General features: G+C 53.1%; 19 protein-coding genes. All 19 read left to right on the top strand.

The window, feature by feature from the left end; genetic code table 11:
- Positions 1 to 17 precede the first annotated feature (17 nt).
- The 19 genes from ACFPQ4_RS05620 to ACFPQ4_RS05530 all read left to right on the top strand — a co-directional run bounded on the left by ACFPQ4_RS05620 (position 18) and on the right by ACFPQ4_RS05530 (position 23,529).
- Positions 18 to 1,142, top strand: a complete 1,125-nt coding sequence (locus ACFPQ4_RS05620) for a DegT/DnrJ/EryC1/StrS family aminotransferase (RefSeq protein WP_378110800.1) — start codon at positions 18 to 20, stop codon at positions 1,140 to 1,142.
- 130 nt (positions 1,143 to 1,272) lie between these two features.
- A complete protein-coding gene (locus ACFPQ4_RS05615) occupies positions 1,273 to 1,470 on the top strand; it encodes a cold shock domain-containing protein (RefSeq protein ID WP_027087264.1) in 198 nt (65 codons plus the stop codon).
- A gap of 158 nt (positions 1,471 to 1,628) precedes the next feature.
- Positions 1,629 to 2,687, top strand: coding sequence for a tetratricopeptide repeat-containing glycosyltransferase family 2 protein (locus ACFPQ4_RS05610; protein WP_378110799.1), 1,059 nt, complete (start codon positions 1,629 to 1,631; stop codon positions 2,685 to 2,687).
- 132 nt (positions 2,688 to 2,819) lie between these two features.
- Positions 2,820 to 3,383 (top strand): ribosome hibernation-promoting factor, HPF/YfiA family, encoded by a 564-nt coding sequence (hpf, locus tag ACFPQ4_RS05605; protein WP_378110798.1) that lies wholly within the window; start codon positions 2,820 to 2,822, stop codon positions 3,381 to 3,383.
- 154 nt (positions 3,384 to 3,537) lie between these two features.
- Complete coding sequence (gene secA / locus ACFPQ4_RS05600; RefSeq protein WP_378110797.1) at positions 3,538 to 6,051, top strand: preprotein translocase subunit SecA; 2,514 nt, start codon at positions 3,538 to 3,540, stop codon at positions 6,049 to 6,051.
- Between the two features lie 48 nt (positions 6,052 to 6,099).
- Positions 6,100 to 7,219 (top strand): peptide chain release factor 2 gene (gene prfB / locus ACFPQ4_RS05595; RefSeq protein WP_378110796.1). Its coding sequence is split into 2 segments (ribosomal slippage): positions 6,100 to 6,177 and positions 6,179 to 7,219, totalling 1,119 coding nucleotides; the frame shifts between segments, so codons are not numbered across the junction.
- 162 nt (positions 7,220 to 7,381) lie between these two features.
- Positions 7,382 to 7,936: a SiaB family protein kinase gene (locus tag ACFPQ4_RS05590; RefSeq protein WP_378110795.1), complete on the top strand. Its 555-nt coding sequence runs from the start codon at positions 7,382 to 7,384 to the stop codon at positions 7,934 to 7,936.
- A 3-nt stretch (positions 7,937 to 7,939) separates the two neighbouring features.
- Positions 7,940 to 8,338 (top strand): DUF1987 domain-containing protein, encoded by a 399-nt coding sequence (locus tag ACFPQ4_RS05585; protein WP_378110794.1) that lies wholly within the window; start codon positions 7,940 to 7,942, stop codon positions 8,336 to 8,338.
- On the top strand, positions 8,338 to 10,194 hold the full coding sequence (locus ACFPQ4_RS05580) for a SpoIIE family protein phosphatase (protein ID WP_378110793.1): 1,857 nt from the start codon (positions 8,338 to 8,340) through the stop codon (positions 10,192 to 10,194). The genes ACFPQ4_RS05585 and ACFPQ4_RS05580 overlap by 1 nt, the downstream gene beginning before the upstream one ends.
- A gap of 32 nt (positions 10,195 to 10,226) precedes the next feature.
- Positions 10,227 to 11,837: a bifunctional diguanylate cyclase/phosphohydrolase gene (locus ACFPQ4_RS05575; protein WP_378110792.1), complete on the top strand. Its 1,611-nt coding sequence runs from the start codon at positions 10,227 to 10,229 to the stop codon at positions 11,835 to 11,837.
- 126 nt (positions 11,838 to 11,963) lie between these two features.
- Positions 11,964 to 12,887, top strand: coding sequence for a YitT family protein (locus tag ACFPQ4_RS05570; RefSeq protein ID WP_378110791.1), 924 nt, complete (start codon positions 11,964 to 11,966; stop codon positions 12,885 to 12,887).
- A gap of 232 nt (positions 12,888 to 13,119) precedes the next feature.
- Positions 13,120 to 14,172: an N-acetyl-gamma-glutamyl-phosphate reductase gene (gene argC / locus ACFPQ4_RS05565; RefSeq protein WP_378110790.1), complete on the top strand. Its 1,053-nt coding sequence runs from the start codon at positions 13,120 to 13,122 to the stop codon at positions 14,170 to 14,172.
- Between the two features lie 29 nt (positions 14,173 to 14,201).
- Entirely contained in the window at positions 14,202 to 15,431 is a 1,230-nt protein-coding gene (gene argJ, locus ACFPQ4_RS05560; RefSeq protein ID WP_378110789.1) for a bifunctional glutamate N-acetyltransferase/amino-acid acetyltransferase ArgJ, read from the top strand.
- A gap of 19 nt (positions 15,432 to 15,450) precedes the next feature.
- Positions 15,451 to 16,242: an acetylglutamate kinase gene (gene argB, locus ACFPQ4_RS05555; RefSeq protein WP_378110788.1), complete on the top strand. Its 792-nt coding sequence runs from the start codon at positions 15,451 to 15,453 to the stop codon at positions 16,240 to 16,242.
- Positions 16,243 to 16,254: 12 nt separating this feature from the next.
- A complete protein-coding gene (locus tag ACFPQ4_RS05550; RefSeq protein ID WP_378110787.1) occupies positions 16,255 to 17,448 on the top strand; it encodes an acetylornithine transaminase in 1,194 nt (397 codons plus the stop codon).
- A 44-nt stretch (positions 17,449 to 17,492) separates the two neighbouring features.
- Complete coding sequence (argF, locus tag ACFPQ4_RS05545; protein ID WP_378110872.1) at positions 17,493 to 18,425, top strand: ornithine carbamoyltransferase; 933 nt, start codon at positions 17,493 to 17,495, stop codon at positions 18,423 to 18,425.
- Positions 18,426 to 18,482: 57 nt separating this feature from the next.
- The gene (locus tag ACFPQ4_RS05540; protein ID WP_378110786.1) at positions 18,483 to 19,727 is read left to right on the top strand and encodes an argininosuccinate synthase; all 1,245 of its coding nucleotides are present in this window, start codon (positions 18,483 to 18,485) and stop codon (positions 19,725 to 19,727) included.
- Between the two features lie 164 nt (positions 19,728 to 19,891).
- The gene (gene argH / locus ACFPQ4_RS05535; RefSeq protein WP_378110784.1) at positions 19,892 to 21,307 is read left to right on the top strand and encodes an argininosuccinate lyase; all 1,416 of its coding nucleotides are present in this window, start codon (positions 19,892 to 19,894) and stop codon (positions 21,305 to 21,307) included.
- Positions 21,308 to 21,510: 203 nt separating this feature from the next.
- Entirely contained in the window at positions 21,511 to 23,529 is a 2,019-nt protein-coding gene (locus ACFPQ4_RS05530; RefSeq protein WP_378110783.1) for a cadherin-like beta sandwich domain-containing protein, read from the top strand.
- Positions 23,530 to 23,581: the final 52 nt, after the last annotated feature.

The raw sequence follows: 23,581 nt of genomic DNA, 5'->3' as shown, positions 1-23,581 counted from the left end.
GTATGAAGGAGTAAGTTATGGCTGAAAATATTCCTGTATCAGGTCCTTCTATTACACAGAAAGAGATCGATTATGTTGCGGATGCGGCAGCGCATGCATGGTATAAAGATGCCAACATGTATCACGAACGTTTTGAAAAGGCATTTGCGGAATATGTTGGAGTCAAATATGCAATGGCACTGCCGTCTTGCACATCGGCTATTCATTTAGCTCTGTTAGCTCTTGGAGTTGGGCCTGGCGATGAGGTGATCGTTCCGGACATTACTTGGATCGCGTCTGCAGCCCCTATACACTATGTTGGGGCAACCGTCGTATTTGCGGATATTGATCCTTTAACGTGGTGTATGTCTGCCGAAAGTTTTCAAAGCTGTATTACGGAGAGAACAAAAGCGGTCATCCCTGTCGACTTATACGGAAACATTCCGGATATGGACGCTATCAGAAGGATAGCCAAGGATCATCATATCGCAATTATCGAGGACGCAGCTGAGGCCATTGGAAGCGAGTATGGCGGGCAAAAAGCGGGCTCCTTGGGTGATGTCGGTGTATTTAGCTTTCATGGCTCAAAAACGATGACGACCGGCGAGGGTGGAATGCTTGTAACCGATAGCAAGGACATTTTTGATCGGAGTTCATTTCTACGTGATCATGGTCGGATACCCGGCGATAGAATGTTCTATAATGCCGAAGTCGCTTACAAGTATAAGATGAGCAGCATGCAAGCGGCGCTTGGATTGGCACAGCTGGAACGAATAGAAGAATTGGTCAATCGAAAACGTGAAATTTTCTCTTGGTATAAAGAGGAGCTTCACGGCATTGCAGACCTTACTTTAAATTGCGAACATCCCGGCACCAAAAATACGTATTGGATGGTAACGGTTGTTGTTAATAGCGAGAGAAATATAAAAAAAGAGTATTTAATGGATCAATTGGCCCAAAAAAACATTGATACGCGCCCCTTCTTCCATCCGTTAAGTTCTATTCCTGCTTATGCTGATGTTCCACGGAGAGCGAAGGAGGAAAATCCAGTTTCCTACGCTATTTCTCCGTATGGTATTAACCTTCCATGTGGAATGAATATTACTCAAGATCAAGTCAGGTATGTATGCAGCCAACTGGTCAACATTATTAATAAGTATTAGGATATATTCAATGTATCCGCTTACAAAAAATTGTTGACACCAAACTTTCCCTGATGTTATATTCGGATTGTGGGGCAGGCCGAATAGCCTATGTCTAACGTCATTTGAATATGAAGGGAATGTTTAGTAGATGCAAGGTAAAGTTAAATGGTTCAACGCAGAGAAGGGTTATGGCTTCATCGAGACAGAACAAGGCGGCGACGTGTTCGTTCACTTCTCCGCAATTCAAATGGACGGTTACAAGGCTCTTGAAGAAGGCCAAAGCGTTGAGTTCGACATCGTACAAGGCGCACGCGGTCCACAAGCAGCTAACGTAACGAAAGTGTAATCATACCGGCGCATTGGCGCTGAGGAATTATAAAAAGCAGTTTTCTGCTGACAAAGGTACGATTAGCGCAAACCCTGGAGAAATCCAGGGTTTTTTGTTGTCTAGGTTTGTTGTACTCTGAATAGAGTAATAAATACGAGAAATCGAGGCGAGTATCAATGATCTCTTTAGCCATGATCGTCAGAAACGAAGAAAAGTACTTGGACCGATGCCTCAAGAGCGCCGCTCTTTCAGTCGATGAAATTATCGTAGTAGATACGGGATCGACGGATCGAACGGTAGAAATCGCTTTGGAAAACGGCGCGAAAGTATTTCATTTCGAATGGATCGACGACTTCGCCGCTGCGCGCAATTATTCTTTGGAACACGTATCCGGAGATTGGGTGCTCGTACTCGATGCGGATCAATATTTTCCGGAGGATTTTTCCGTCGCGATTAAAGAGTTTACGAAAGTAAAAACCAAGCGCGCCGGCTTAATAGAAATCATTTCAAGATATGAGCAGAACGGACAAACGATGCAATCCATTGACTATATGGCTCGGTTGTTTCCGCGCGGAGCGAAATTCGAAGGGCGCATTCATGAGCAGTTGACCCCGCTGATGCCTACGGTCATAACCGGATTGCGGTTGCTGCACGACGGCTATTTCCAGACGGATAAAGGTGTTCGCAACATTCCGCTACTGCTTAAGGCGTTGGAAGAGAAACCCGATGACGCTTATTTTAATTTTCAACTCGGCAAGCAATACCGGGGAGCGGAGGAATTCGAGCTCGCGCAACAGTATATGGAGAAAGCGTACGAGTTGTTGCAGGGGTCCAATCCTCCTTACGGGTTAGAGATGATCGTCGAGTTGCTCGAAATATATACGATACACAAGGAGTACGAGAAGGCGCTCGAGCTCGCAGGAAACGAGTCGGGGTGGCTTGAGAAATCCCCAGACTTCTGTTTCTCCATCGCGCAGTTCCTGTTGGAATACGCGATCGGCACGCAGGATTTTTCGGTCATCGACAATATAGAGAACAGTTACCTTAAATGCTTGGAGCTAGGCCGTGCGGGCGCGAAAGAAATCGTAATCGGCGTTTCAACTTACTTAGCCGCATACAACCTTGCCGTGTTTTACGAATCGACCGGCAACGAGGCCCAAGCTAAGGAATACTACGCGTTAGCAGCTTCTTACGGGTACGAACAGGCCCAAAACAAGCTTGAAGCTACCATCTGAAAATAGCTTCAAACCAATTTTATTCAATTCGAACAAGTTTTCTAAAAATTCAATTTTATTATCGGAATGTTTTGAATGGGCTCCTATCTGTATGGTATGATGGAGGTGTAATCAGCAAAGGAGGCTTGCCGCATGAAATACAACATTCGTGGTCAGCGTATGGAAGTAACCGATGCTCTTCGTGATTATGTCGAGAAGAAGCTAAGTAGGCTAGAACGTTACTTTGAAGCCCCTCCCCAATCTGATGTAAATGTAACTCTAAGCGTTACGAAAGGCCAACAGGCTATCGAGGTTACGATTCCGTTGCAGGGATTTTTGCTCCGCGCGGAGGAGAAACGCGAAGACATGTATGCTTCGATCGATTTCGTAGTGGACAAACTTGAACGACAAATCCGTAAGCATAAAACTAAAATCAACCGAAACTTCAGGCATCCGGACTCGGCAAGAGCCCTCTTTAAGGATGACTACGGTAGCGGAAACGGCGTATCGACGCTCATCCGCGAGGAAGAGGACGATCTGGAGCTGGTGCGCACGAAGAAGTTTAATATGAAACCGATGGACGTGGAAGAAGCAATCCTACAGATGAATTTAGTCGGCCATAACTTCTACGTATTCGCCAATTCGGTCACCAAAGAGCTCAGCGTCGTATACCGTCGCCACGACGGCAAATACGGCTTGATCGAAGCCGCGGAATAATCCAACCACGCAAATTACCCCGTTCGCCGAATAGGCGGCCGGGGTTTTTATTCATTATAAGAAGGGAAAGGTCCCCTTTCCTTGCCCCATTTTCGTCAAACTGCTAAAATGAGAAGATGCTGTCATACCCGCAGGAGAGAGGGGTACTTCCTATATGCTCGGATTGGTCAAAAAAATATTCGGTGACGCCAACGAACGCGAAGTGAAGCGACTCGTTAAAATCGTTGAACAAGTGAACGCGCTCGAACCTACGATAACCGCTTTGAGCGACGATAACTTACGCGCCAAGACGGAAGAGTTCCGCGCCCGCTTAGCGAAAGGCGAGACGCTCGACGATCTATTGCCCGAAGCGTTCGCCGTCGTGCGCGAAGCTTCCAAACGTACGCTGAACAAGCGTCATTACGACGTACAGTTGATCGGCGGCATGGTGCTGCATAGCGGCAAAATCGCCGAGATGAGAACCGGCGAAGGCAAGACGCTCGTCGGTACGCTGTCCGTATACTTGAACGCGCTCGAAGGTAAAGGCGTGCACGTCGTTACCGTCAACGACTATCTCGCCCAGCGCGATAGCGCGGAGATGGGACAAGTCTATACATTCCTTGGCATGACCGTAGGCTGCAACCTTCACGGGTTAACCCACGAAGAGAAGCAGCAAGCGTATGCCTGCGATATTACTTACGGCACGAACAACGAGTTCGGGTTCGATTACCTGCGAGATAACATGGTGCTGTACAAGGAGCAGATGGTTCAACGTCCGCTTCAATACGCCATCATCGATGAAGTCGACTCCATTCTGGTCGATGAAGCGCGTACGCCGCTCATCATTTCGGGGCAAGCGCAGAAGTCCACCGAATTGTATTATGCCGCGGACCGTCTGGTCAGCAAGCTGACCGATGTCGAAGATTATACCGTCGATATTAAAATGCGCAGCGTCGCATTGACCGAGCAAGGCGTAACGAAAGTAGAACGCGCCTTCAACATCGACAACCTGTTTGCCCACGACCACGTCACCTTGAACCACCACGTTAACCAAGCGCTTCGCGCCCGCAACATCATGAAGCGCGACGTCGACTACGTCGTTCAAGAAGAAGAAGTCGTTATCGTCGACGAATTTACCGGCCGTCTAATGGCGGGCAGAAGATATAGCGACGGGTTGCACCAAGCGATCGAAGCGAAGGAGCAGCTCAAAGTTCAGAACGAGAGCATGACGCTCGCGACGATTACGTTCCAGAACTACTTCCGGATGTATCGCAAGCTGGCCGGGATGACCGGTACGGCGAAAACCGAGGAAGAAGAGTTCAAGCGCATCTACGGACTCGACGTTATTCAAGTGCCTACGAACCGTCCGATGGTCCGTAACGATATTCCGGACGTCGTCTACAAATCCGAGAACGGCAAGTACAAGTCGGTCGTCGAAGAGATCGTTCGCCGCCATGCAACGGGACAACCTGTGCTCGTCGGTACCGTCTCGATCGAGAATTCCGAGCGTATTTCGGAGATGCTCAAGAAGAAGGGCGTCAAGCACCAAGTGCTCAACGCCAAGTACCATGCCGAAGAAGCGGCGATTATAGCCAATGCGGGCCAGCCTAACGCGGTCACGATCGCTACCAACATGGCGGGCCGCGGTACGGACATTTTGCTCGGAGAAGGCGTAGCTGACAAGGGCGGCTTGCACATCATGGGTACGGAACGCCACGAATCCCGCCGGATCGATAACCAGCTGCGCGGTCGTGCCGGCCGTCAAGGGGACCCTGGTTCCTCGCAGTTCTACTTGTCGATGCAGGACGAATTGATGCGCCGGTTCGGCGCGGACAATATTATGGGCATGATGGAGCGTCTCGGCTTCGACGAAGACTCTCCGATCGAGAGCCGCCTCATTTCGCGCGCGATCGAATCCGCCCAGAAGCGGGTAGAGGGCAGCAACTTCGATGCCCGCCGCATCGTGTTGCAATACGACGACGTCATCAATCTCCAACGGGAGAAAATATACGGCGATCGCCGCGAGATCCTGAACGCGGAAAACATCCGCGATATCGTCATGCCGATGGTGCGTGCCGTAGTCACCCGTTCGGTGGAGAACCACTGTTCGGATAACGACGTACCGGAAGATTGGGATCTGGACGGCTTGGTATCGTATGCGCACAGCCACTACCTGCCGGAAGATCGCCTGACGAAGGACGACGTTTGGGGCAAGGAAAAAGAAGAAATCATCGAGCATCTCATGGAGATGGTCGACAATCTATACAACGAACGCGAAGAATTGATCGGCGCCGATACGATGCGCGAATTCGAGAAGGTCGTCGTACTGCGCGCTGTAGACAGCAAATGGATGGATCACATCGACTCGATGGATCATCTGCGTCAAGGTATCCACCTTCGCGCGTACGGCGGCAGCGATCCGCTTCGCGAGTACCAATTCGAAGGCCACAACATGTTCCTCGCCATGATCGAGCGGATCGAAGAAGAGGTTACGCTCTATATCATGAAGGCGCATGTCGAGAAGAAGCCGCAACGCGAAGCGGTCGCCGAAGGCCAAGCCGTCGACTCGAAAGCCGAAGAAGGACCGAAGCGGCCTACGAAGCGCGACGACGCGCGCGTCGGACGCAACGATCCGTGCCCATGCGGCAGCGGAAAGAAATACAAAATGTGCCACGGTCGCATAGACTAACGGAACGGCGTCGCAAGGCGCTCTAGATTGTCATGAGGTGATACTCGCATGTATGAAATAGACGTGAAAGATAAGCAAGACCTTCGCGAGAACGCGAAACGATTACAGCAACTTAGGGGGTCACTTTGACTTAGATCTGAAGAAAGAACAGATCGAGAACTACGAAGTCAAAATGGCCGATCCGAATTTTTGGGACGACAACGATAAGGCGCAGGCGGTCATCGGCGAGATGAATGCGGTCAAGTCGGTCGTCGAACAGTATGAGGCGCTTGAGAGCGAAGCGCAGGATCTCGCGGATATGCTCGATATGCTAACCGAAGAGATGGATGAGGACATGGCGATCGAGTGGGCAGGCAGCGTCGCGGCGCTCATTGCCAAGATCGACTCGTTCGAGCTCACGCTGCTTCTGAACCAACCGTACGACAAGCTCGACGCGATTCTCGAGCTGCATCCCGGAGCCGGTGGCACCGAGTCGCAAGACTGGGCGTCCATGCTGTACCGGATGTATACCCGCTGGGCGGAGAAACGCGGCTTCAAGGTCGAATTGTTGGACTACTTACCTGGCGACGAAGCCGGCATTAAGAGCGTAACGATCCAGATCAAAGGCCATAACGCGTATGGGTATTTGAAGGCGGAGAAGGGCGTGCACCGGCTTGTGCGGATTTCTCCCTTCGATGCTTCGGGGCGCCGGCATACTTCGTTCGTCTCGTGCGATGTCGTTCCGGAAATTAACGAAGACATTCAGATCGAGATTCGCGCGGAGGACTTGCGGGTCGATACCTATCGCGCCAGCGGCGCGGGCGGTCAGCACATTAATAAGACGGACTCCGCGATCCGGCTCACCCACATTCCGACCGGCATCGTCGTGGCGTGCCAGACGCAGCGTTCGCAGATTCAAAACCGCGACAAGGCGATGAAGATGCTCCAATCGAAGCTCTATGAGCTGAAGATTCAAGAGCAACAAAAAGAGCTTGCCGCGCTGCGCGGCGAGCAGATGGACATCGCATGGGGCAGCCAAATCCGTTCCTACGTCTTCCATCCGTACAGCATGGTGAAGGACCATCGGACATCGGTCGAGACCGGCAACGTCGGCGCGGTCATGGACGGCGATCTGGACGCGTTCATCGACGGTTACTTGCGTAGCCAGATCAAGCAGCAAGAGATCTAATCTTTCCATATGAAGAGGGCGAGCCTAATCTGGCCGCCCTTTTTTGTGCGTAAATTCCGGCGAGGATTGTCGCAACCTGTCAAATAATACCCACGTATATGATATAATCGCCGTAGAAGAGCGCTTGCCCATCAAGCGCGCACCGGAGAGGATGAATCGGCCATGAATGATAATCACTTACTGGAAGTCCAAGCCTTGCTTCGTAAGAACGGAATTCTGATCACCTTTTCGGGGAGACTATCCCAGCAGCTGATCGAAGAGTACGGCGAAGCGGTGAAGACGTATTTGGAGAACGAGGACCAGTCCAAAAAAGAAATCATACATACGTTTTCTATTTTCATCGAGCAAACCCAAAATATCAAAAACTATTACGCCAATCGGAACGATAGCCCGGCAAGAGATCGGATCGCCCAATCGAGCGTCGTCACGATCGGCATGAACGATGCGGGCAACTTCATCTGCTCCGGCAACTTGGTCGAGAACGCGGACTTGCCGGCTCTTACGGCACGCATAGATGCTATTCTGCAATTGAACAAGGACGAGCTGAAGAAGCTGTATAAAGACCAACTCAGACAGGGATTGTCGGATAATCCGGCCGAAGCCGGAGCGGGCGTCGGTCTCATCGACATGGCGCGCAAAGCTACGCTGCCGCTCGAATATACCGTCACGCCTCAGTCTGAAGGGCTATCATTTTTCACATTAAAGGCGGTCGTATAGCAAATGGTCACGATTAGCGAGATTCACTTGGAAGCGACGCGAAGCACGCCCGAGATTCGATTCGATCCGGTAGGCCATCGATTGTTCATCAGCGGTCAGTCTTACCCGGAGAACGCCTTCGCCTTCTATCAGCCGCTGCTGCATTGGGTAGACGATTATTTGGCGCAGCTTGAGCCGCAGACGGAAGTGTCCGCTCTGCTTCAGCTGCCTTATATCAATACGACTAGTACGAAATGCTTGCTCATGTTTCTCGAGAAGCTGGAAGAAGCGTATGGGAACGGACAGAACGTGACTGTACGTTGGACGTACGACGAGGATAACGAGAGCGAGCTGGAATGCGCGGAGGAATTCAAAGAAGACTTGACGCTGCCCTTCCAGATCGTCGCGAAGACGGCGGAATAATGAGCGACTTGGAGAGGGTAGGAGCGCTGTCAACAACGAAGCCTGGAAAAGAGTCGCGTAGCCGGTTGAAATACGACCGGAGCGTGTTCCGGGTCATCGTGCTAGCCGGAATTTTGCTCGTGTTCGCTACGAGCACGACCGGTATTTTGTCATATCGGATCACGGAAAGCGAAGTCATTAGCAAGCTTAAGTCGAACGATCTTGTCCGAACCGCCAAGTCGATCTCCAATCAAGTAGAAGGGCGCATCGACCGCGCCATCGAGACGTCGGATATGCTGGCGGACGACCCGGCGGTCGTTGAATGGGTGAGCGGGGGAGAACGGGACGACAAGCTGGGCGATATCGTGCGCAAGCAGCTCATTTCGTTGCCACATTCGTTCGACTACACGAATTCCTTCGTCGTGAGCGCGGTAACGAATCAATATTGGGCCGAAGACGGCAAAGTGCTCGAGCGCGTAAGCAAGGACGATCCGGACGACAAGTGGTTTTTCGACACGCTGGCATCAGGCAAAAGAACGGACGTCGTCGTCGATTCGAATAAGAGCCGCCAGGACACTTTCGTGTTCGTTAACGTGTTGATCGGAGACGTGAACAACCCGATTGGCGTCGCGGGCGTAGGCATGAGTCTCAAAGCGCTGTCCGCGGAATTCGCGAATTACAAATACGGCCCGAATAGTCATCTGTGGATGGTAGGCGCGAACGGGACGATCCACCTGTCCGATTCGTTCGAGCAGACGGGGAGCACGCTCGGCGATTATTTGCCGGTTGCAACGATCGCGTCGCTTAACGAAGCGAAGCCCGGCGAACAACTTATTCTCGACACTAAGAATAAGCAAGGGCAGCAAGTCGATATGATCAGCTATCCGATCCGTTCGGCGGATATGCGGCTCATCGCCCAAATTCCGCGCAGCGAGACGGTTGGCTTCCTCGATTCGATTAAGCTCAACACCGCGATTGCCGTATTCGTATCTATCGTGTTGATCGTATTTTTCTTCATTTACATTTCGCGCAAGCTGGCCGATCCGTATAAGCGGGCACTCAGCATGAACGCGGAGCTCGAGAGCAAAGTACAGGCCAGAACCAAGGAGTTGGCCGAGCGCAATAAGGAAATGACCGACAGCATCCTGTACGCGAACCGGATCCAGCAGTCCGTACTGCCGGCGCCCGAGGCGATGGAAAGCAGCTTCGACGAGCACTTCGCGGTATGGAAGCCGCGGGATGTCGTGGGCGGAGATTTCTATTGGATGAAAAAAGTCGGCGACGTGCAGTGGGTGGCCGTCGGGGATTGCACGGGACATGGCGTTCCGGGAGCGTTAATGACGATGCTGAGCGTGTCGTTGCTGGATCGTATCGCGGCAACGGGAGATAATCCGACTCCGGCGGTCGTGCTCGGCAAGCTGAACGTGCTGCTGAAGGAGACGCTCAACCAGATGGATCAAGACGGCTTGACCGATGACGGATTGGATCTGGGATTAATGTTCATGGAGGGCGATCGCACCGTCTATGCGGGCACGGGAGTCACGCTTGCGGTTAGCGACAGCAACGGAATGCGCAGCGTGAAGGGCGATAAGCATAAAGTAGGTTACCGCCGCACGCCTGTCGACGTCGCGTATACGGATCATCCTTTTGAGGCGGAGCCTGGACGCGTCTTTTACCTCATTACCGACGGCATCGTGGATCAGAACGGATCCGGCAGCACCGCATCGCTTGGCAGAACGCGGTTGCTGGAATGGCTGGCGCAATACCGGACGTACCCGCTCGCGCGGCAACAGGAGCAATTCGAGAGCATGCTAACCGCGTATATGGGAGAGGAATACCAAAGAGACGACATGACGCTTCTCGCCTTTAAGTCGTAAACGATAACCTACATAACAGATGGCGGTGACGCATGGGAAGGCGAACGAAGGAGCACGAGGTGTTCGCGGAGGAACGTAAATTCATACAGGCGGCTCGCAAGGAGCTTCAAGCGGACATTCCTAACGATAAAGAGCTGAAGGCCGGCTATGCGGCGTTGCTGACGAAATACGAGAAGTTTTTGCGCGAGACGAGCAAAATCTGGAACATAAGCGACTCTCAAAGCCTAGCGCTCATGCGGATGGAGAACGAGCTGAAGTCGATGCTCGATAACGCGGGACAAGGGTTCTTGACGATCGACGGGGATCTGAAAGTACAGAAGCAATCCAGCGCCGAATGCAAGCGGATCCTCGGGCGCAAAATTTCGGGCATGCCGATCGCCGAGCTCCTTTGGCCGGACAATCCGTCACAGCGCGCGGACGCGGAGAGCGCGCTGGCGCAAATGCTCGAAGAAGGGGCGGATGCCGAAGCTTGCGCCGCGCGTCTTCCCTCCGTATTCAAGAAGAACGGCTTGCTCGTTAGGGTCGAATATAAAAGAATCGTGAAGCGGGGAGGCGACGACTCGCGAATCATGATTATTTTGACGGATATGACGGAGCAACAGCAGTCCAGGGAACGTCTCGAATATTTGAGCACGCACGATTCGCTTACCGGGTTGTACAATCGCAATTACATCGAACGCCGGCTGAACGAGCAGCGAACCTCGCTGGATCTGCCTCTAAGCTTGATCATGACCGACATGAACGGGCTTAAACTCGTGAACGACGTATTCGGACATTTGCGCGGGGATGAGTTGCTCGTCCGCAGCGCAGCTCTGCTTCGCAACGTCTTCGGTAACGAAGCGGTATGCGCGAGATGGGGAGGCGACGAGTTCCTGATTCTGCTGCAAGGAACCGATGCGCAAGCTTGCGCGGAGAAGGTGCGGTCGTTGAACGAAGCGTGCGCCGCAACGGCGCCCGATCCGATCAAGATCAGCATGGCGATCGGCGCGGTTACGACGAAGTCCGCCGCGCAGGATTACGCGCAGTTGTTCCAGCAGGCGGAGAAGGAGATGTACAAGAAGAAGCTGATCGAGAGCCGCAACGTTCGCCGGAAGCTAATCGAGGACATTTCCGAGACGATGTACGCGACGGGCATCGAGGATCCGGAACATATCGAGCGATTGTCGACGATGGCGATCGAGCTTGCGGAGCGACTTGGCGTAGCCCGGAATTCCGCGCAGATGAACATGCTTCAACTGCTCGTTAAGCTCCATGACGTGGGCAAGATGGCGATTCCAAAAGAAGTGTTCCGGCATGATAAAAACATGACCCCGCAGCAGTGGGACATCATGCGGACGCACAGCGAGATCGGCTATCGCTTGGCGTTCTCGCTCGGAGAGCCCGCGCTGGCGGAAGCGATCTTAGCCATGCACGAACGTTGGGACGGCAAAGGTTATCCTTACGGCCTGCAGCAGGAGCAAATTCCCGAGATGTCCCGCCTGCTCTCGCTCGTCGACGCGTTCGACATCATGACGCACAAGCAAACCTACCGCAATAAGCTTACGAAAGACGAAGCGATCAGCGAGATCATCGAGAAGAGCGGAACCCAATTCGATCCGCTCGTCGTCGAAGTTTTCGTAAGCTGGATCGACAAGGCGATGTAACAGACATGCGATAATAGGCTCTGCGTTCCGGAAGATCTGCTCGCAATCGCGGCAGATCTTTCATATTTTGTACGATAGGGGTACAAGCTGTACAAGACAACATGAGGAGGTGCGCTAACACAAGCTATGGCCCAACATACCAAACTTCGTAAATCTTCCGTACATTCGCGCGCGGAAGGGGACAATCGCCGCAAACGCAAAGCGCCGCCGGCGCTCCGGACATTAATGAATTACGCGGCGTTGCTCGTCGGTTCGTTTCTGATCGCGCTTAGCTTCAATCTGTTCTTATTGCCTAATAAAATAGCTTCCGGAGGCGTATCCGGGATTTCGATCATCGTTAACACGCTGTTCGATATTCCGCCCGCCTACGTGCAATGGACGTTGAACATTCCTTTATTCATCGCGGGCATCTTCGTGCTCGGCAAACAATTCGGCGTGAAAACGGCGGTCGGTTCCGTACTGCTGCCGCTCTTCGTCTTGCTCTCTTCCCATTGGGAGCCTCCGACGCATGAGCCGTTGCTAGGCGCGTTATATGGAGGCCTTGGCGTAGGGCTCGGTTTAGGACTCGTCTTCCGCGGACGCGGATCGACGGGCGGGCTCGACGTCGCGGCGCAAATTTTGCATCGGTTAACCGGCATTCGCCTAGGACTGGCCGTCGCTTCGCTCGATGGATTGGTCATTTTGTCGGCGGGGTTATTCATCTCTCTCGAAAACGCGCTTTATGCATTGATCGGCCTATTCGTGACGAGTAAGACGATTGACTTCGTGCAAACCGGCGTGCAATCTTCCAAAGCGGCTTTCATTATATCCAAACAACCGGAGCTCGTGTCGGAAGCGATCTTGCACGACTTGGATCGCGGATTAACAAGGCTTCAAGGGATCGGCGGTTATACAGGAGAAGAGCGTCCGGTACTACTCGTCGTCGTCGGTCAGAACGAAGTGACCCGGCTGAAGCTTCTGGTGCGAGACGCCGACCCCGACGCTTTCGTAATCATTAGCAACGCGGCGGAAGTGCTGGGCGAAGGGTTTTACGACGATAAGATTCTATGACCTCGAAGCGACTGCAGAATGTGTCCAAAGTGAAAAATTTACGCATAAATGTTGTATAAATAATACTCCGAGTGTATAATAATTCATCATCAGACCTTGCTAAAGTCGCTTTCATTCCTACCATATATTCGGTACAATGAGTGTGGTTTTCTATGTGTGCGACAAGGCTGCAGGCTATATATGACACACTCGGCAGCGTCCGAATATCGTTAATAGGCATGGAGGTATGGCTATGAATACTACGCACATCCGCGCGGCGATCGTCGGATCTACCGGCTATGGCGGCGTTGAACTCATTCGACTGCTTCAATCTCATCCTTATGTATCGGTTACCTCGGTAATTTCTTCTTCCGCCGCCGGCGCCCCGATCGCGGAAGGGTTTCCCCATTTGACGGAAATTCGCACCGATCTGCTGGACGGCGTCGACGTAGAGTTGATCCGCGGAAAGGCGGACGTCGTGTTCCTGGCTACGCCGCATGGCGTCAGCATGAAGCTTGCTCCGGAGTTTTTGGCGGCCGGATTGAAGGTCATAGACCTGTCCGGAGACTACCGTCTTAAAGACGGCGAAGCGTATCGCAAGTGGTATAAACACGAGCCTGCCGCGAAAGCGGACGTAGATAGCGCGGTTTACGGGCTAGCCGAAGTGTATGGAGAGCAAGTGTCCAAGACGAACTTCGTCTCCAATCCGGGCTGTTTCACGACGACGTCGTTGCTTGGACTATATCCGGCGGTGAAAGCCGGCTGGATCGATCCCGATAGCATCATCATCGACGCGAAGTCCGGCGTATCCGGCGCGGGACGCGGATTGAGCCTAGGCAATCATTACTCGGAGATCAACGAGAATTTCAAAGCTTATAAGGTGAATAACCATCAACATACGCCGGAAATCGAGCAAGTATTGTCCGAAGCGGCGGGACGTCCCGTCGTAACGACGTTTACCCCGCATCTCGTTCCGATGACCAGAGGCATTATGGCGACGATGTATGCCACGATGACGGAAAAACGCGGCACGGAGCAGTTCATGGAGCTGTACCGCCAATTTTACGAAGGTAGGCGCTTCGTAAGAATTCGTCCGCTCGGCCAATTACCGGCGACGAAGGAAGTAACCGGTACGAACTATTGCGACATCGGCTTCTCGGCGGATGAGCGCACGGGTCGAATCACGATTATTTCGGTCACCGACAACTTGGTAAAAGGCGCGGCAGGCCAAGCGATTCAAAACCTGAACCTTACGATGGGCTGGGATGAATCTTTGGGGCTGGCGTTCACGCCGGTATATCCTTAATTCACGGACGAGAGGGACGACGGAGCACAATGGGACAACAGCTGTTTACGATCGTGCAGGACGGCGGCGTTACGACGCCACGCGGCTTTAAAGCCGGCGGCTTGCATTGCGGATTGAAGAAGACGGATCGCAATGATCTAGGCGTTATCGTATGCGAAGTACCCGCGGCGGCGGCGGCTGTATATACGACGAATCTATTCCAAGCGGCACCGCTGCAAGTGACGCGCGAAAGCTTGAACGAGGGCCGCACGCTTCGCGCGATGCTCGTCAACAGCGGCAACGCCAACGCGTGCACGGGAGCGCAAGGCGAGGCGGACGCGCGCGAGATGCAAGCCCGCATGGCGGAAGCGCTCGGCGTAAGCAAGAACGAAGTAGCCGTCGCGTCCACGGGCGTCATCGGCGTCCTGCTGAAGATGGATAAAGTGAACGCGGGTATCGAGCGACTGCCATCGAAGCTTCGGGACGACGCAGAGGGCGGTGAACAGTTTTGCAAGGCGATTCTGACGACCGACTTGGTCAAGAAAGTCAGCTGCGTATCCGTGACTATCGATGGACAGCAAGTGACGATCGCAGGTGCGGCCAAAGGCTCGGGCATGATTCATCCGAATATGGCGACGATGCTCGGCTTCGTAACGACGGATGCCGCTATCGGCTCCGAGTTGTTGCAAGAGGCGCTACGCGAAGTAACTAACCTAAGCTTCAACATGATTACGGTCGACGGAGATACGAGCACGAACGATATGCTCGTCGCGATGGCTAGCGGACTTGCGGGCAACCGCGAACTGACGCGCAGTCATCCGGACTACGAGGCGTTCTTCGCGGGCCTCAGGCACGTGTGTCAAGAGCTGGCGAAGATGATCGCCCGCGACGGCGAAGGCGCGACGAAGCTGATCGAGACGTCCGTCGTAGGCGCGGCGAGCGACGAAGCAGCGCAAGCGATCGCCAAGACGATCATTGGCTCTAGCCTCGTGAAGTCGGCCGTCTATGGCGCGGACGCGAACTGGGGGCGGATCATCGCAGCTGTCGGTCGCGCAGGCGTTCCGGTCAACGTGAATACGGTAGATATTCGATTGGGCGATATTCTGGTTTTGGAGCAATCGAGTCCGATTGCGTTCGACGAAGATGTCGCATTAGCATACTTAAAAGGCGATACCATCGCGATCCATGTGGACTTGAACATGGGAAGCGGGTCCGCCGTAGCATGGGGCTGCGATCTGACGTACGATTACGTGCGCATTAATGCCGCCTATCGTTCGTAAGAGGAGCGTGTAGCCAGACATGAGTACACAAAGATTCGTCATGAAGTGCGGCGGCAGTACGCTAGCTGCGCTTCCGGACGCTTTTTTCGAAGATTTGCGAAGCTTGCAGGAGCGAGGCGTACAGCCGGTTATCGTGCACGGCGGAGGCCCGGCGATCAACGAGACGCTAGGTAAGCTAGGTATAGAGAGCCGATTCGTGAACGGTCTCAGGGTCACGGACGAAGCGACGCTCGACGTCGTGGAGATGGTGCTCGCGGGACGGATTAACAAAGAGATCGTGCGCAAGCTGGGCAAGAACGGCGCCAAGGCGATCGGGCTGTCCGGAACGGACGGCAACCTGATCGAGGCGAAACCGGTCGCCAATAGCGACGAAGTCGGCCTCGTTGGCGACGTTACGAGCGTGAACGCGGCGATTATCGAAGGGATTATCGCAATGGGGTATTTACCGGTCATCGCGCCGATCGGCATCGACGGCGCAAGCCAGCGATACAACATTAACGCGGACACGGCGGCGGGAGCGGTCGCTTCCCATCTCGGCGTAGATACGATGATCGTGGTAACGGACGTTCCGGGCATTATGCGAACGGTGAACGGCGAGAAGGTCGTATTGCCTTCGGTGACGTTCGCGGACATCCAAGAGATGATCGCAAGCGGAGAAATTTACGGAGGCATGATTCCTAAAGTTCGCGCCGCGATGAGCTGTCTGCATGGTAACGTCAAAGAAGTATTGATCGTCGACGGCGCGGCGGAACGCGTGCTGAGCCGGGCGGTAACGGAAGGCCAAATCGGAACGCGGATCACACGCGGATAAGGAGAGATCGGCATGAGCGACAGCGCATTGTTCAACACCTATGCGAGCTACCCTATTACTTTGGTTAAGGGGAAAGGAAGCCGCCTCTGGGACGATCAAGGCAAGGAGTACCTCGACTTCATGAGCGGTCTCGCCGTAGCGAATCTCGGCCACGCGCCGGATAGCGTTAAGGACGCGTTGGTCGCGCAGCTGGATCAGCTGTGGCACGTCTCCAACTTGTTCGGCAACCCGAACAAGGAGAAGGCCGCGCGCCTGCTCGTCGATAACAGCTGCGCGGACGCCGTGTTCTTCTGCAACAGCGGCGCGGAAGCGAACGAGGCGGCGATCAAGCTGGCTCGCCGGTACCAACAGAAGGTCAAAGGCGTTAACCGTTACGAAATCATTACGTTTAATCAGTCATTCCACGGTCGGACGTTAGCTACGCTGACGGCTACCGGTCAAGATAAAGTCAAAGACGGATTCCTTCCGCTTCCGGAAGGGTTCCGTTACGACATTCCGCTTCACGATATCCCCGCGCTGGAAGCGGCGATCAACGAGCATACGGCGGCGATCATGCTGGAGCTCGTGCAAGCCGAGGGCGGAGTTATACCGGTTGATCCTGGATTCCTGAGCGAAGTTCGCGCGCTGTGCGACCGTCACGGACTGCTGCTCATCGTCGACGAGATTCAGACCGGCATGGGGCGCACGGGCAAGCTGTTCGCGCATCAGCATTATGACGTCGAGCCGGATATTTTCACGCTGGCCAAAGGCATCGGAAGCGGCTTCCCGGTCGGCGCGATGCTTGCTAAGGGCGATGTCGTTAACGGCTTCGTACCTGGAGCGCACGCCACGACGTTCGGCGGCACGCCGATCGCCATGGCCGCGGTCGTCGCGACGATCGAGACGTACTTGAAGGACAACGTAGTCGAGCGCGCGGCGGAAGCGGGCGAATACTTGCTCGCTCAGCTCGAAGCGAAGCTCGGCAAGCTGCCGATCGTCGATCAAATTCGCGGCAAGGGGCTACTCATCGGCATTCTGTGCAAGGAGCCGGTTGGCGAGCTCGTGTCGGAATTGCACCGCCGCGGATTGCTCGTCGTTACCGCGGGTCCGAACGTAATTCGCCTGCTGCCTAACCTGCTCGTTACGCACGAAGAGATCGATACCGCGGTGAATCAGATCGCTGCCGTACTTACGGAAAAGGCGGCGGTCAACACCGTCAGCTCTTAAGGAAAAGAGGGATTACGTTGCACACGACGTTAAATCAAGAAGAGATGGCTCTGCAACTGAAGGGCAGAGACTTCCTCGGACTTAGCGATTATTCTCCGGAAGAAATTCGCTACTTGCTCGATCTTGCGATCGAACTGAAGCGTAAGCGGAAAGCCGGAGAAGTGTACCAACCGCTCCTGGGCAAGACGCTCGGCATGATTTTCGAGAAATCGTCTACTCGCACGCGAGTTTCGTTCGAGGTCGGCATGTTCCAGCTCGGCGGCCACGCGTTGTTCCTTAGCAAGAACGACATCCAGATGGGGCGCGGAGAGACGATCAGCGATACCGCTCAGACGATGTCCCGCTACCTCGACGGCATTATCATTCGTACGTTCGGTCACCGCAACGTCGTGGATTTGGCGCGCGGCGCTACGATTCCGGTCATCAACGCGCTGTCCGATCAGTCGCATCCGTGCCAAGCGCTCGCCGACTATCAGACGGTGCTCGAGATGAAGGGGCGTCTGGAAGGCCTTAAGATCGCGTATATCGGAGACGGCAACAACATGACGCATTCGCTCATGATGGGCGCAGCCAAGCTCGGCATGCACTTCGCGAGCGCATCGCCCGAGGGCTATGATCCTTCCGCAGAGGTCGTCAAGCAATCCAGGGAAGTCGCGGCGCAAACCGGCGGCCGCGTGGACGTCGTGCGCGATCCTCGCGAAGCGGTCGAAGGCGCGGATATCGTCTACACGGACGTGTGGGCGAGCATGGGCTTCGAGGAAGAGCAGAAGGAGCGCGAGAAGGCGTTCAAGAGCTATCAAGTTAATGAGCAGCTCGTAGCGAAGGCGAAGTCCGACTACCTGTTCATGCACTGCCTGCCTGCCCATCGCGGCGAAGAAGTGAGCGAGGGCGTCATCGACGGCAAGCATTCCGTTATTTTCGACGAGGCGGAAAACCGGCTGCACGCGCAGAAGGCGATCATGGCAGCCATTATGTAATTTACCCACTAGCAGATGCAATTTATTTTATCGATATGAAGGAGCTTTAACGATCCCATGGCTAAAGAAAAAATCGTATTGGCCTACTCCGGCGGTCTCGACACTTCGGTCATCCTCACTTGGCTGAAAGAAACGTACGACGCGGAAATCATTACTTTCACCGCAGACATCGGCCAGAAGGAAGAATTGGACGGTCTCGAAGAAAAAGCGATCAAGACCGGCGCATCCAAAGTGTACATCGACGACTTGCGCGCCGAATTCGCGAAGGACTTCATCTATCCGATGTTCCAGGCCGGCGCGCTATATGAAGGACAGTACCTGCTCGGCACTTCCATCGCGCGTCCGCTTATCGCTAAGCGGATGGTCGAAATCGCGATCGCCGAAGGCGCTACCGCGATCGCGCACGGCGCAACGGGCAAAGGCAACGACCAAGTGCGCTTTGAGCTGACGGCCGCTGCGCTTACGCCGAACATCAAAGTGATCGCGCCTTGGCGCGACGAAGCGTTCCGCGAAGCGTTCCCTGGACGCGCGGAGATGATCGCTTACGCCGAGAAGCACGGCATTAACGTGCAAGCTTCCGCGTCGAAGCCTTATTCGATGGACCGTAACCTGCTGCACATCAGCTTCGAGAGCGGCATGCTCGAGGATCCTTGGTTCGACTCTAGCGCGGACGACGTGCAAGACATGTACGTGCTGAGCGTATCGCCTGAAAAAGCGCCGGATGTGGCAGAATACGTAGAGCTCGATTTCGAAGCCGGCAACTGCGTCGCGGTCAACGGCGAGGCGATGAGCCCGCTGGCGATCATGGAAAAGCTGAACGAGCTGGGCGGCAAGCACGGTATCGGACGCGTCGATATGGTGGAGAACCGCTTCGTCGGCATGAAGTCCCGCGGCGTATACGAGACTCCGGGCGGCAGCATCCTGTTCACCGCTCACCGCAAGATCGAATCGCTGACGATGGACCGCGAAGTCATGCACTTGCGCGACTCCCTCATTTCCAAATACAGCTCGCTCGTCTACAACGGCTTCTGGTTCGCGCCGGAGCGTCTGGCGATCCAAGCTCTCGTGAACGAAAGCCAGAAGAACGTGACGGGCACCGTCCGCTTGAAGCTGTACAAGGGCAACATCATGGCCGCCGGCCTGAAGAGCCCGGTCAGCTTGTACAATCCGCATATCGCGACGATGGAAGCGGATCCTACCAAAGCGTACGACCAAGGCGATGCAACTGGTTTTATCCGCTTGAACGCGCTGCGTCTGAAAGTATCTTCGGGCGTTAACGGCGCTTCGGGCATTAATGGATAAATAACAACAAAAGGGAGATAGGGCCGCGAGGCCTGCCGAACCATCCCCCGTTTAGGCGGGGCCATGCGGGAGGCACCTTCGCGGCACCTCGCTCCCCTTTTGTCGTTATTGTAACGTTATCAATGATTAATCGGGTGAATGGATAGAGAGGGGCATTTCGCGATATGAGCAAGCTGTGGGGCGGTAGGTTTACGAAGCAAACCGACCAATTGGTCGAAGAATATACGGCGTCGATCACGTTCGATAAGGAACTGGCCGAGGAGGACATTCAAGGCAGCCTTGCGCACGTGACGATGCTTGGCAAATGCGGCATTCTTCCGGCGGACGACGTGGAGAAAATCAAGGACGGGCTGTTGAAGGTCCGCCAAAGCATATTGCGCGGCGATCACAAGTTCGAAGTCGCGGACGAAGACATCCACATGAGTATCGAGAAAGCGTTGATCGAGGAGATCGGTCCGGTCGGCGGCAAGCTGCATACGGGACGCAGCCGCAACGACCAAGTCGCGACGGACATGCATCTGTATTTGCGCAAACGTGTCGTCGAGTTCGTCGAGCAGCTGCGCAAGCTGCAAGAAGCGCTCGTCGGACAAGCCAAGCAAAATCTCGATACGATCGTTCCGGGCTATACGCACTTGCAACGCGCGCAACCGATTTTGTTCGCCCACCATCTGATGGCGTACGTATCGATGTTCGGCCGCGATATCGAGCGCCTGCAAGACAGCTACAAGCGCATCGACATGCTGCCGCTTGGCGCCGGGGCGCTTGCGGGCACGACGTTCGCGATCGATCGTCATTTTACGGCGGAGCAGCTTAACTTCGGCCGCGTGTACGAGAACAGCCTCGATGCGGTAAGCGATCGCGATTTCATCGTCGAGTTTCTGGCTAACGCTTCGCTCATAATGACTCACTTGTCCCGCCTGAGCGAAGAGCTTATCTTGTGGTCCTCGACCGAGTTCCAGTTCGTCGAGCTGGACGACGCGTTTTGTACCGGTTCGAGCATTATGCCGCAGAAGAAAAATCCCGACGTGCCGGAGCTCGTCCGCGGGAAAACAGGCCGCGTTTACGGTAACCTCGTCGGCTTGCTGACGGTGCTCAAGTCGCTGCCGCTCGCGTACAACAAGGATATGCAGGAAGACAAAGAGGGCATGTTCGACACGGTGAAAACTTTGCAGGGCGCGCTTCAGCTGTTCGCCTCGATGATCGAGACGATGAAGGTGCGCAAGGAGAACATGCGCCGCGCGGTTAACCAGGACTTCTCGAACGCGACGGACATTGCCGACTTCCTCGTGAACAAGGGACTGCCGTTCCGCCAAGCGCACGAAGTCATCGGCAAAACGGTGCTGTACTGCATCCAACAAGGCAAATTCTTGCTCGACCTGACGCTCGACGAGTTCAAGCAGTTTTCGCAGCTGTTCGACGAGCGCATCTACGACGTGCTCCAGCCGGAAGCGGTCGTCAACGCGCGCAACGTCTACGGCGGCACCGCGACGCCGCAAGTTACGGCGGCCATCGCTCGCGCCGAGGCGGAGCTCACGCGCACCGCTGCGTGGACGGAAGAGTACGAGGCTAAGAGTAAGTAAGGTTGGTTAAATATTAAAGGGTTGAATCACGCTCGATGTGACTCAACCCTTTTTTTTTGACAATATATAAGTTAGTCCATAAAAAAACATTATTACTATAATAAGTTTTCAAATTAACAAAACCGAATGGTAATATTATGATATTGTTCGAATTCAAGATCAATTTTCACGATAATACCAGACATGAGGGGATTGGACAACTGATGAAGAAGCAACGGTTATTCATGCTCGTTCTTGTTTTCTTATTGCTAGCGAAAGGCAATATATTTGCAGACGTGCAAACAGGGGAGAGTTCGGAAAATAAAATAACGCTCAATATACATTCTGTGATTGTAGATTATACAAATACGATCGAAGATAAGTTGTTGACAATCAATGGCGAATTGATGATTAGTTCGGCGACGATTGATGCATTAATTGAAAATCTCCCTCATCCGATTTTCTCAGTATATCAAGATATAAATGTAAAAGATCGGTTTATTATGCGGTCAGTCACTGGCAATAAAGCTCTCGAGTTCGAACTCGGCAGTCATTCTTACAATATACGAGATTTAGACAATGAGATCATAGAGACAGGTAATGTTATCCTTTCCCCTGAATACATAAATGGGCAACTCTACATTCCTTTCGAGTTTTTCGACGTACTGGGATTCGAGATTAAGGTGAAAGACCAGCAAATTGTCATTGATATATATGAGTCCGAAGATTCTGCAATTATGAAAGGGATAGCGTTTCGAGATGTACGGGTTAATACCGCCTTTTCGCCCCGCGTACATGATTACTCGTTCGCGGATATCGTAACGGGTGACACCGTTAAGATTACAGTCATCCCGAATGAACCGTTCACAACAGTCACGGTAGACGGGAAGCCAATACTTAATAATACCGAGTCGGAAATTTCGATAAAAAATAAGAACACGTTAACGATCTTGGCTACCTCGGAGTCGGGCCAGAACACTCAAAAATTCGTATATAAAATACGTGATACACTAGAAGTGCAAGGTAAAATCGTGTTGATAAACGGAAAAGCTGTTTTAACCAACTTAATCCCTAAAGTCGTTAATGACAAAACGCTTATTCCGCTTAAAGACACTTTAAAGGCTTTAGGTTTCAGTTGGACATCTTCTGAGGACAAGAATAATGTGATCGTCGATCGCTATGGCAATCAAATCCAGATGCAAGCGATAATGGTAGACGGTTCGCCGATGTTGTTGCTCGATGAGGTTGGTGATTTTCTACATGTCCAGACGTCAATCCATAACCCACCTCAGTATACAAAGAGAACGGTACCCGAAACGGAGAAAAAAGCGAAGGCTGAATTAACCGCGGCGGTTAAAGCAAATGCAGCGGCGCAAACCGTATATGAGAATGCTAATAAAAAGTATCAGGAAACCTTTTACAGTGAACCTGTATTTCGAGTAACGGGCCAAATCAAATCACGAAAGCCGTTTTATCTATGGGGTGCTGCTTTCTCCGAAAACGCTCCGCTCGATCATCCCGGTTGGGCGGCGGCTCAATCAACGAATATTCTTATTCAAAATCCAGATAATAGCAAGATCGCATACAACAACTATATAATGGGCATGCACTATTACAAAGGGAGTACGACTGCCAAAGGCATTTACGGACAGACCGTACCGGTGTACATTTTCGGCGGACCGTCCGCATCGTTGCAGAAAAAAATCAATGCAGCCAAAGCGGTTTTGGATAAAGCAAGCACTGCTTTGAAGAAATCTAAAGATGCAGTGGAAGTAAAGAAACGGAATCTCATTCAAACCGTTAAGAGCTATTATGATAGTCTGCAAGCTAAAAACCCGAAAGACGCCAATACCTATCTAGCCTATGCGCAGGCGCTGGTGGATACGTCCGTTCAATTAGACGAGACTCGCGACTTGCTAAAACTTGCGACGCAAAAGTCCGATAAGGCGAAAAGCTTGCTGCCGGCCATTGATTATTACTTTACGTTGTATCTCGCGGATCAATTGGAATATGGCGATAGATACGAAGGTTATGCAAAGATTGCGTCCAAACATCCCGACGCATTGCTTAATTATTGTGAAACCGCTCGACAGTATTTGGATGCGGCAACTGTGCTCGAGGATGAGAAACATTACAGTTATGCTGAATACGCGTACAATATATTGTTGACGATAGGAAGCGACAGTCAAAAGGCAAAGGCAGCAAAGCATTTGGAAGATTTGGCGAAAGTAGATGGAGAATAAAGGATAAGCTCCCTTCACCATATTTTTACCCTTGACCCTAAATATAGAATTT

Source organism: Cohnella yongneupensis, assembly GCF_042655785.1.
Classification (GTDB): Bacteria; Bacillota; Bacilli; order Paenibacillales; family Paenibacillaceae; genus Cohnella; species Cohnella yongneupensis.
Note: the sequence above shows the minus strand (reverse complement) of the source record. Positions and strands in the feature narration are given on the sequence as shown.

Coding starts and splice junctions, on each gene's coding strand:
- ACFPQ4_RS05620 (WP_378110800.1), top strand. CDS start 18: ATGGCTGAAAATATTCCTGTATCAGGTCCTTCTATTACACAGAAAGAG.
- ACFPQ4_RS05615 (WP_027087264.1), top strand. CDS start 1,273: ATGCAAGGTAAAGTTAAATGGTTCAACGCAGAGAAGGGTTATGGCTTC.
- ACFPQ4_RS05610 (WP_378110799.1), top strand. CDS start 1,629: ATGATCTCTTTAGCCATGATCGTCAGAAACGAAGAAAAGTACTTGGAC.
- hpf (WP_378110798.1), top strand. CDS start 2,820: ATGAAATACAACATTCGTGGTCAGCGTATGGAAGTAACCGATGCTCTT.
- secA (WP_378110797.1), top strand. CDS start 3,538: ATGCTCGGATTGGTCAAAAAAATATTCGGTGACGCCAACGAACGCGAA.
- ACFPQ4_RS05590 (WP_378110795.1), top strand. CDS start 7,382: ATGAATGATAATCACTTACTGGAAGTCCAAGCCTTGCTTCGTAAGAAC.
- ACFPQ4_RS05585 (WP_378110794.1), top strand. CDS start 7,940: ATGGTCACGATTAGCGAGATTCACTTGGAAGCGACGCGAAGCACGCCC.
- ACFPQ4_RS05580 (WP_378110793.1), top strand. CDS start 8,338: ATGAGCGACTTGGAGAGGGTAGGAGCGCTGTCAACAACGAAGCCTGGA.
- ACFPQ4_RS05575 (WP_378110792.1), top strand. CDS start 10,227: ATGGGAAGGCGAACGAAGGAGCACGAGGTGTTCGCGGAGGAACGTAAA.
- ACFPQ4_RS05570 (WP_378110791.1), top strand. CDS start 11,964: ATGGCCCAACATACCAAACTTCGTAAATCTTCCGTACATTCGCGCGCG.
- argC (WP_378110790.1), top strand. CDS start 13,120: ATGAATACTACGCACATCCGCGCGGCGATCGTCGGATCTACCGGCTAT.
- argJ (WP_378110789.1), top strand. CDS start 14,202: ATGGGACAACAGCTGTTTACGATCGTGCAGGACGGCGGCGTTACGACG.
- argB (WP_378110788.1), top strand. CDS start 15,451: ATGAGTACACAAAGATTCGTCATGAAGTGCGGCGGCAGTACGCTAGCT.
- ACFPQ4_RS05550 (WP_378110787.1), top strand. CDS start 16,255: ATGAGCGACAGCGCATTGTTCAACACCTATGCGAGCTACCCTATTACT.
- argF (WP_378110872.1), top strand. CDS start 17,493: ATGGCTCTGCAACTGAAGGGCAGAGACTTCCTCGGACTTAGCGATTAT.
- ACFPQ4_RS05540 (WP_378110786.1), top strand. CDS start 18,483: ATGGCTAAAGAAAAAATCGTATTGGCCTACTCCGGCGGTCTCGACACT.
- argH (WP_378110784.1), top strand. CDS start 19,892: ATGAGCAAGCTGTGGGGCGGTAGGTTTACGAAGCAAACCGACCAATTG.
- ACFPQ4_RS05530 (WP_378110783.1), top strand. CDS start 21,511: ATGAAGAAGCAACGGTTATTCATGCTCGTTCTTGTTTTCTTATTGCTA.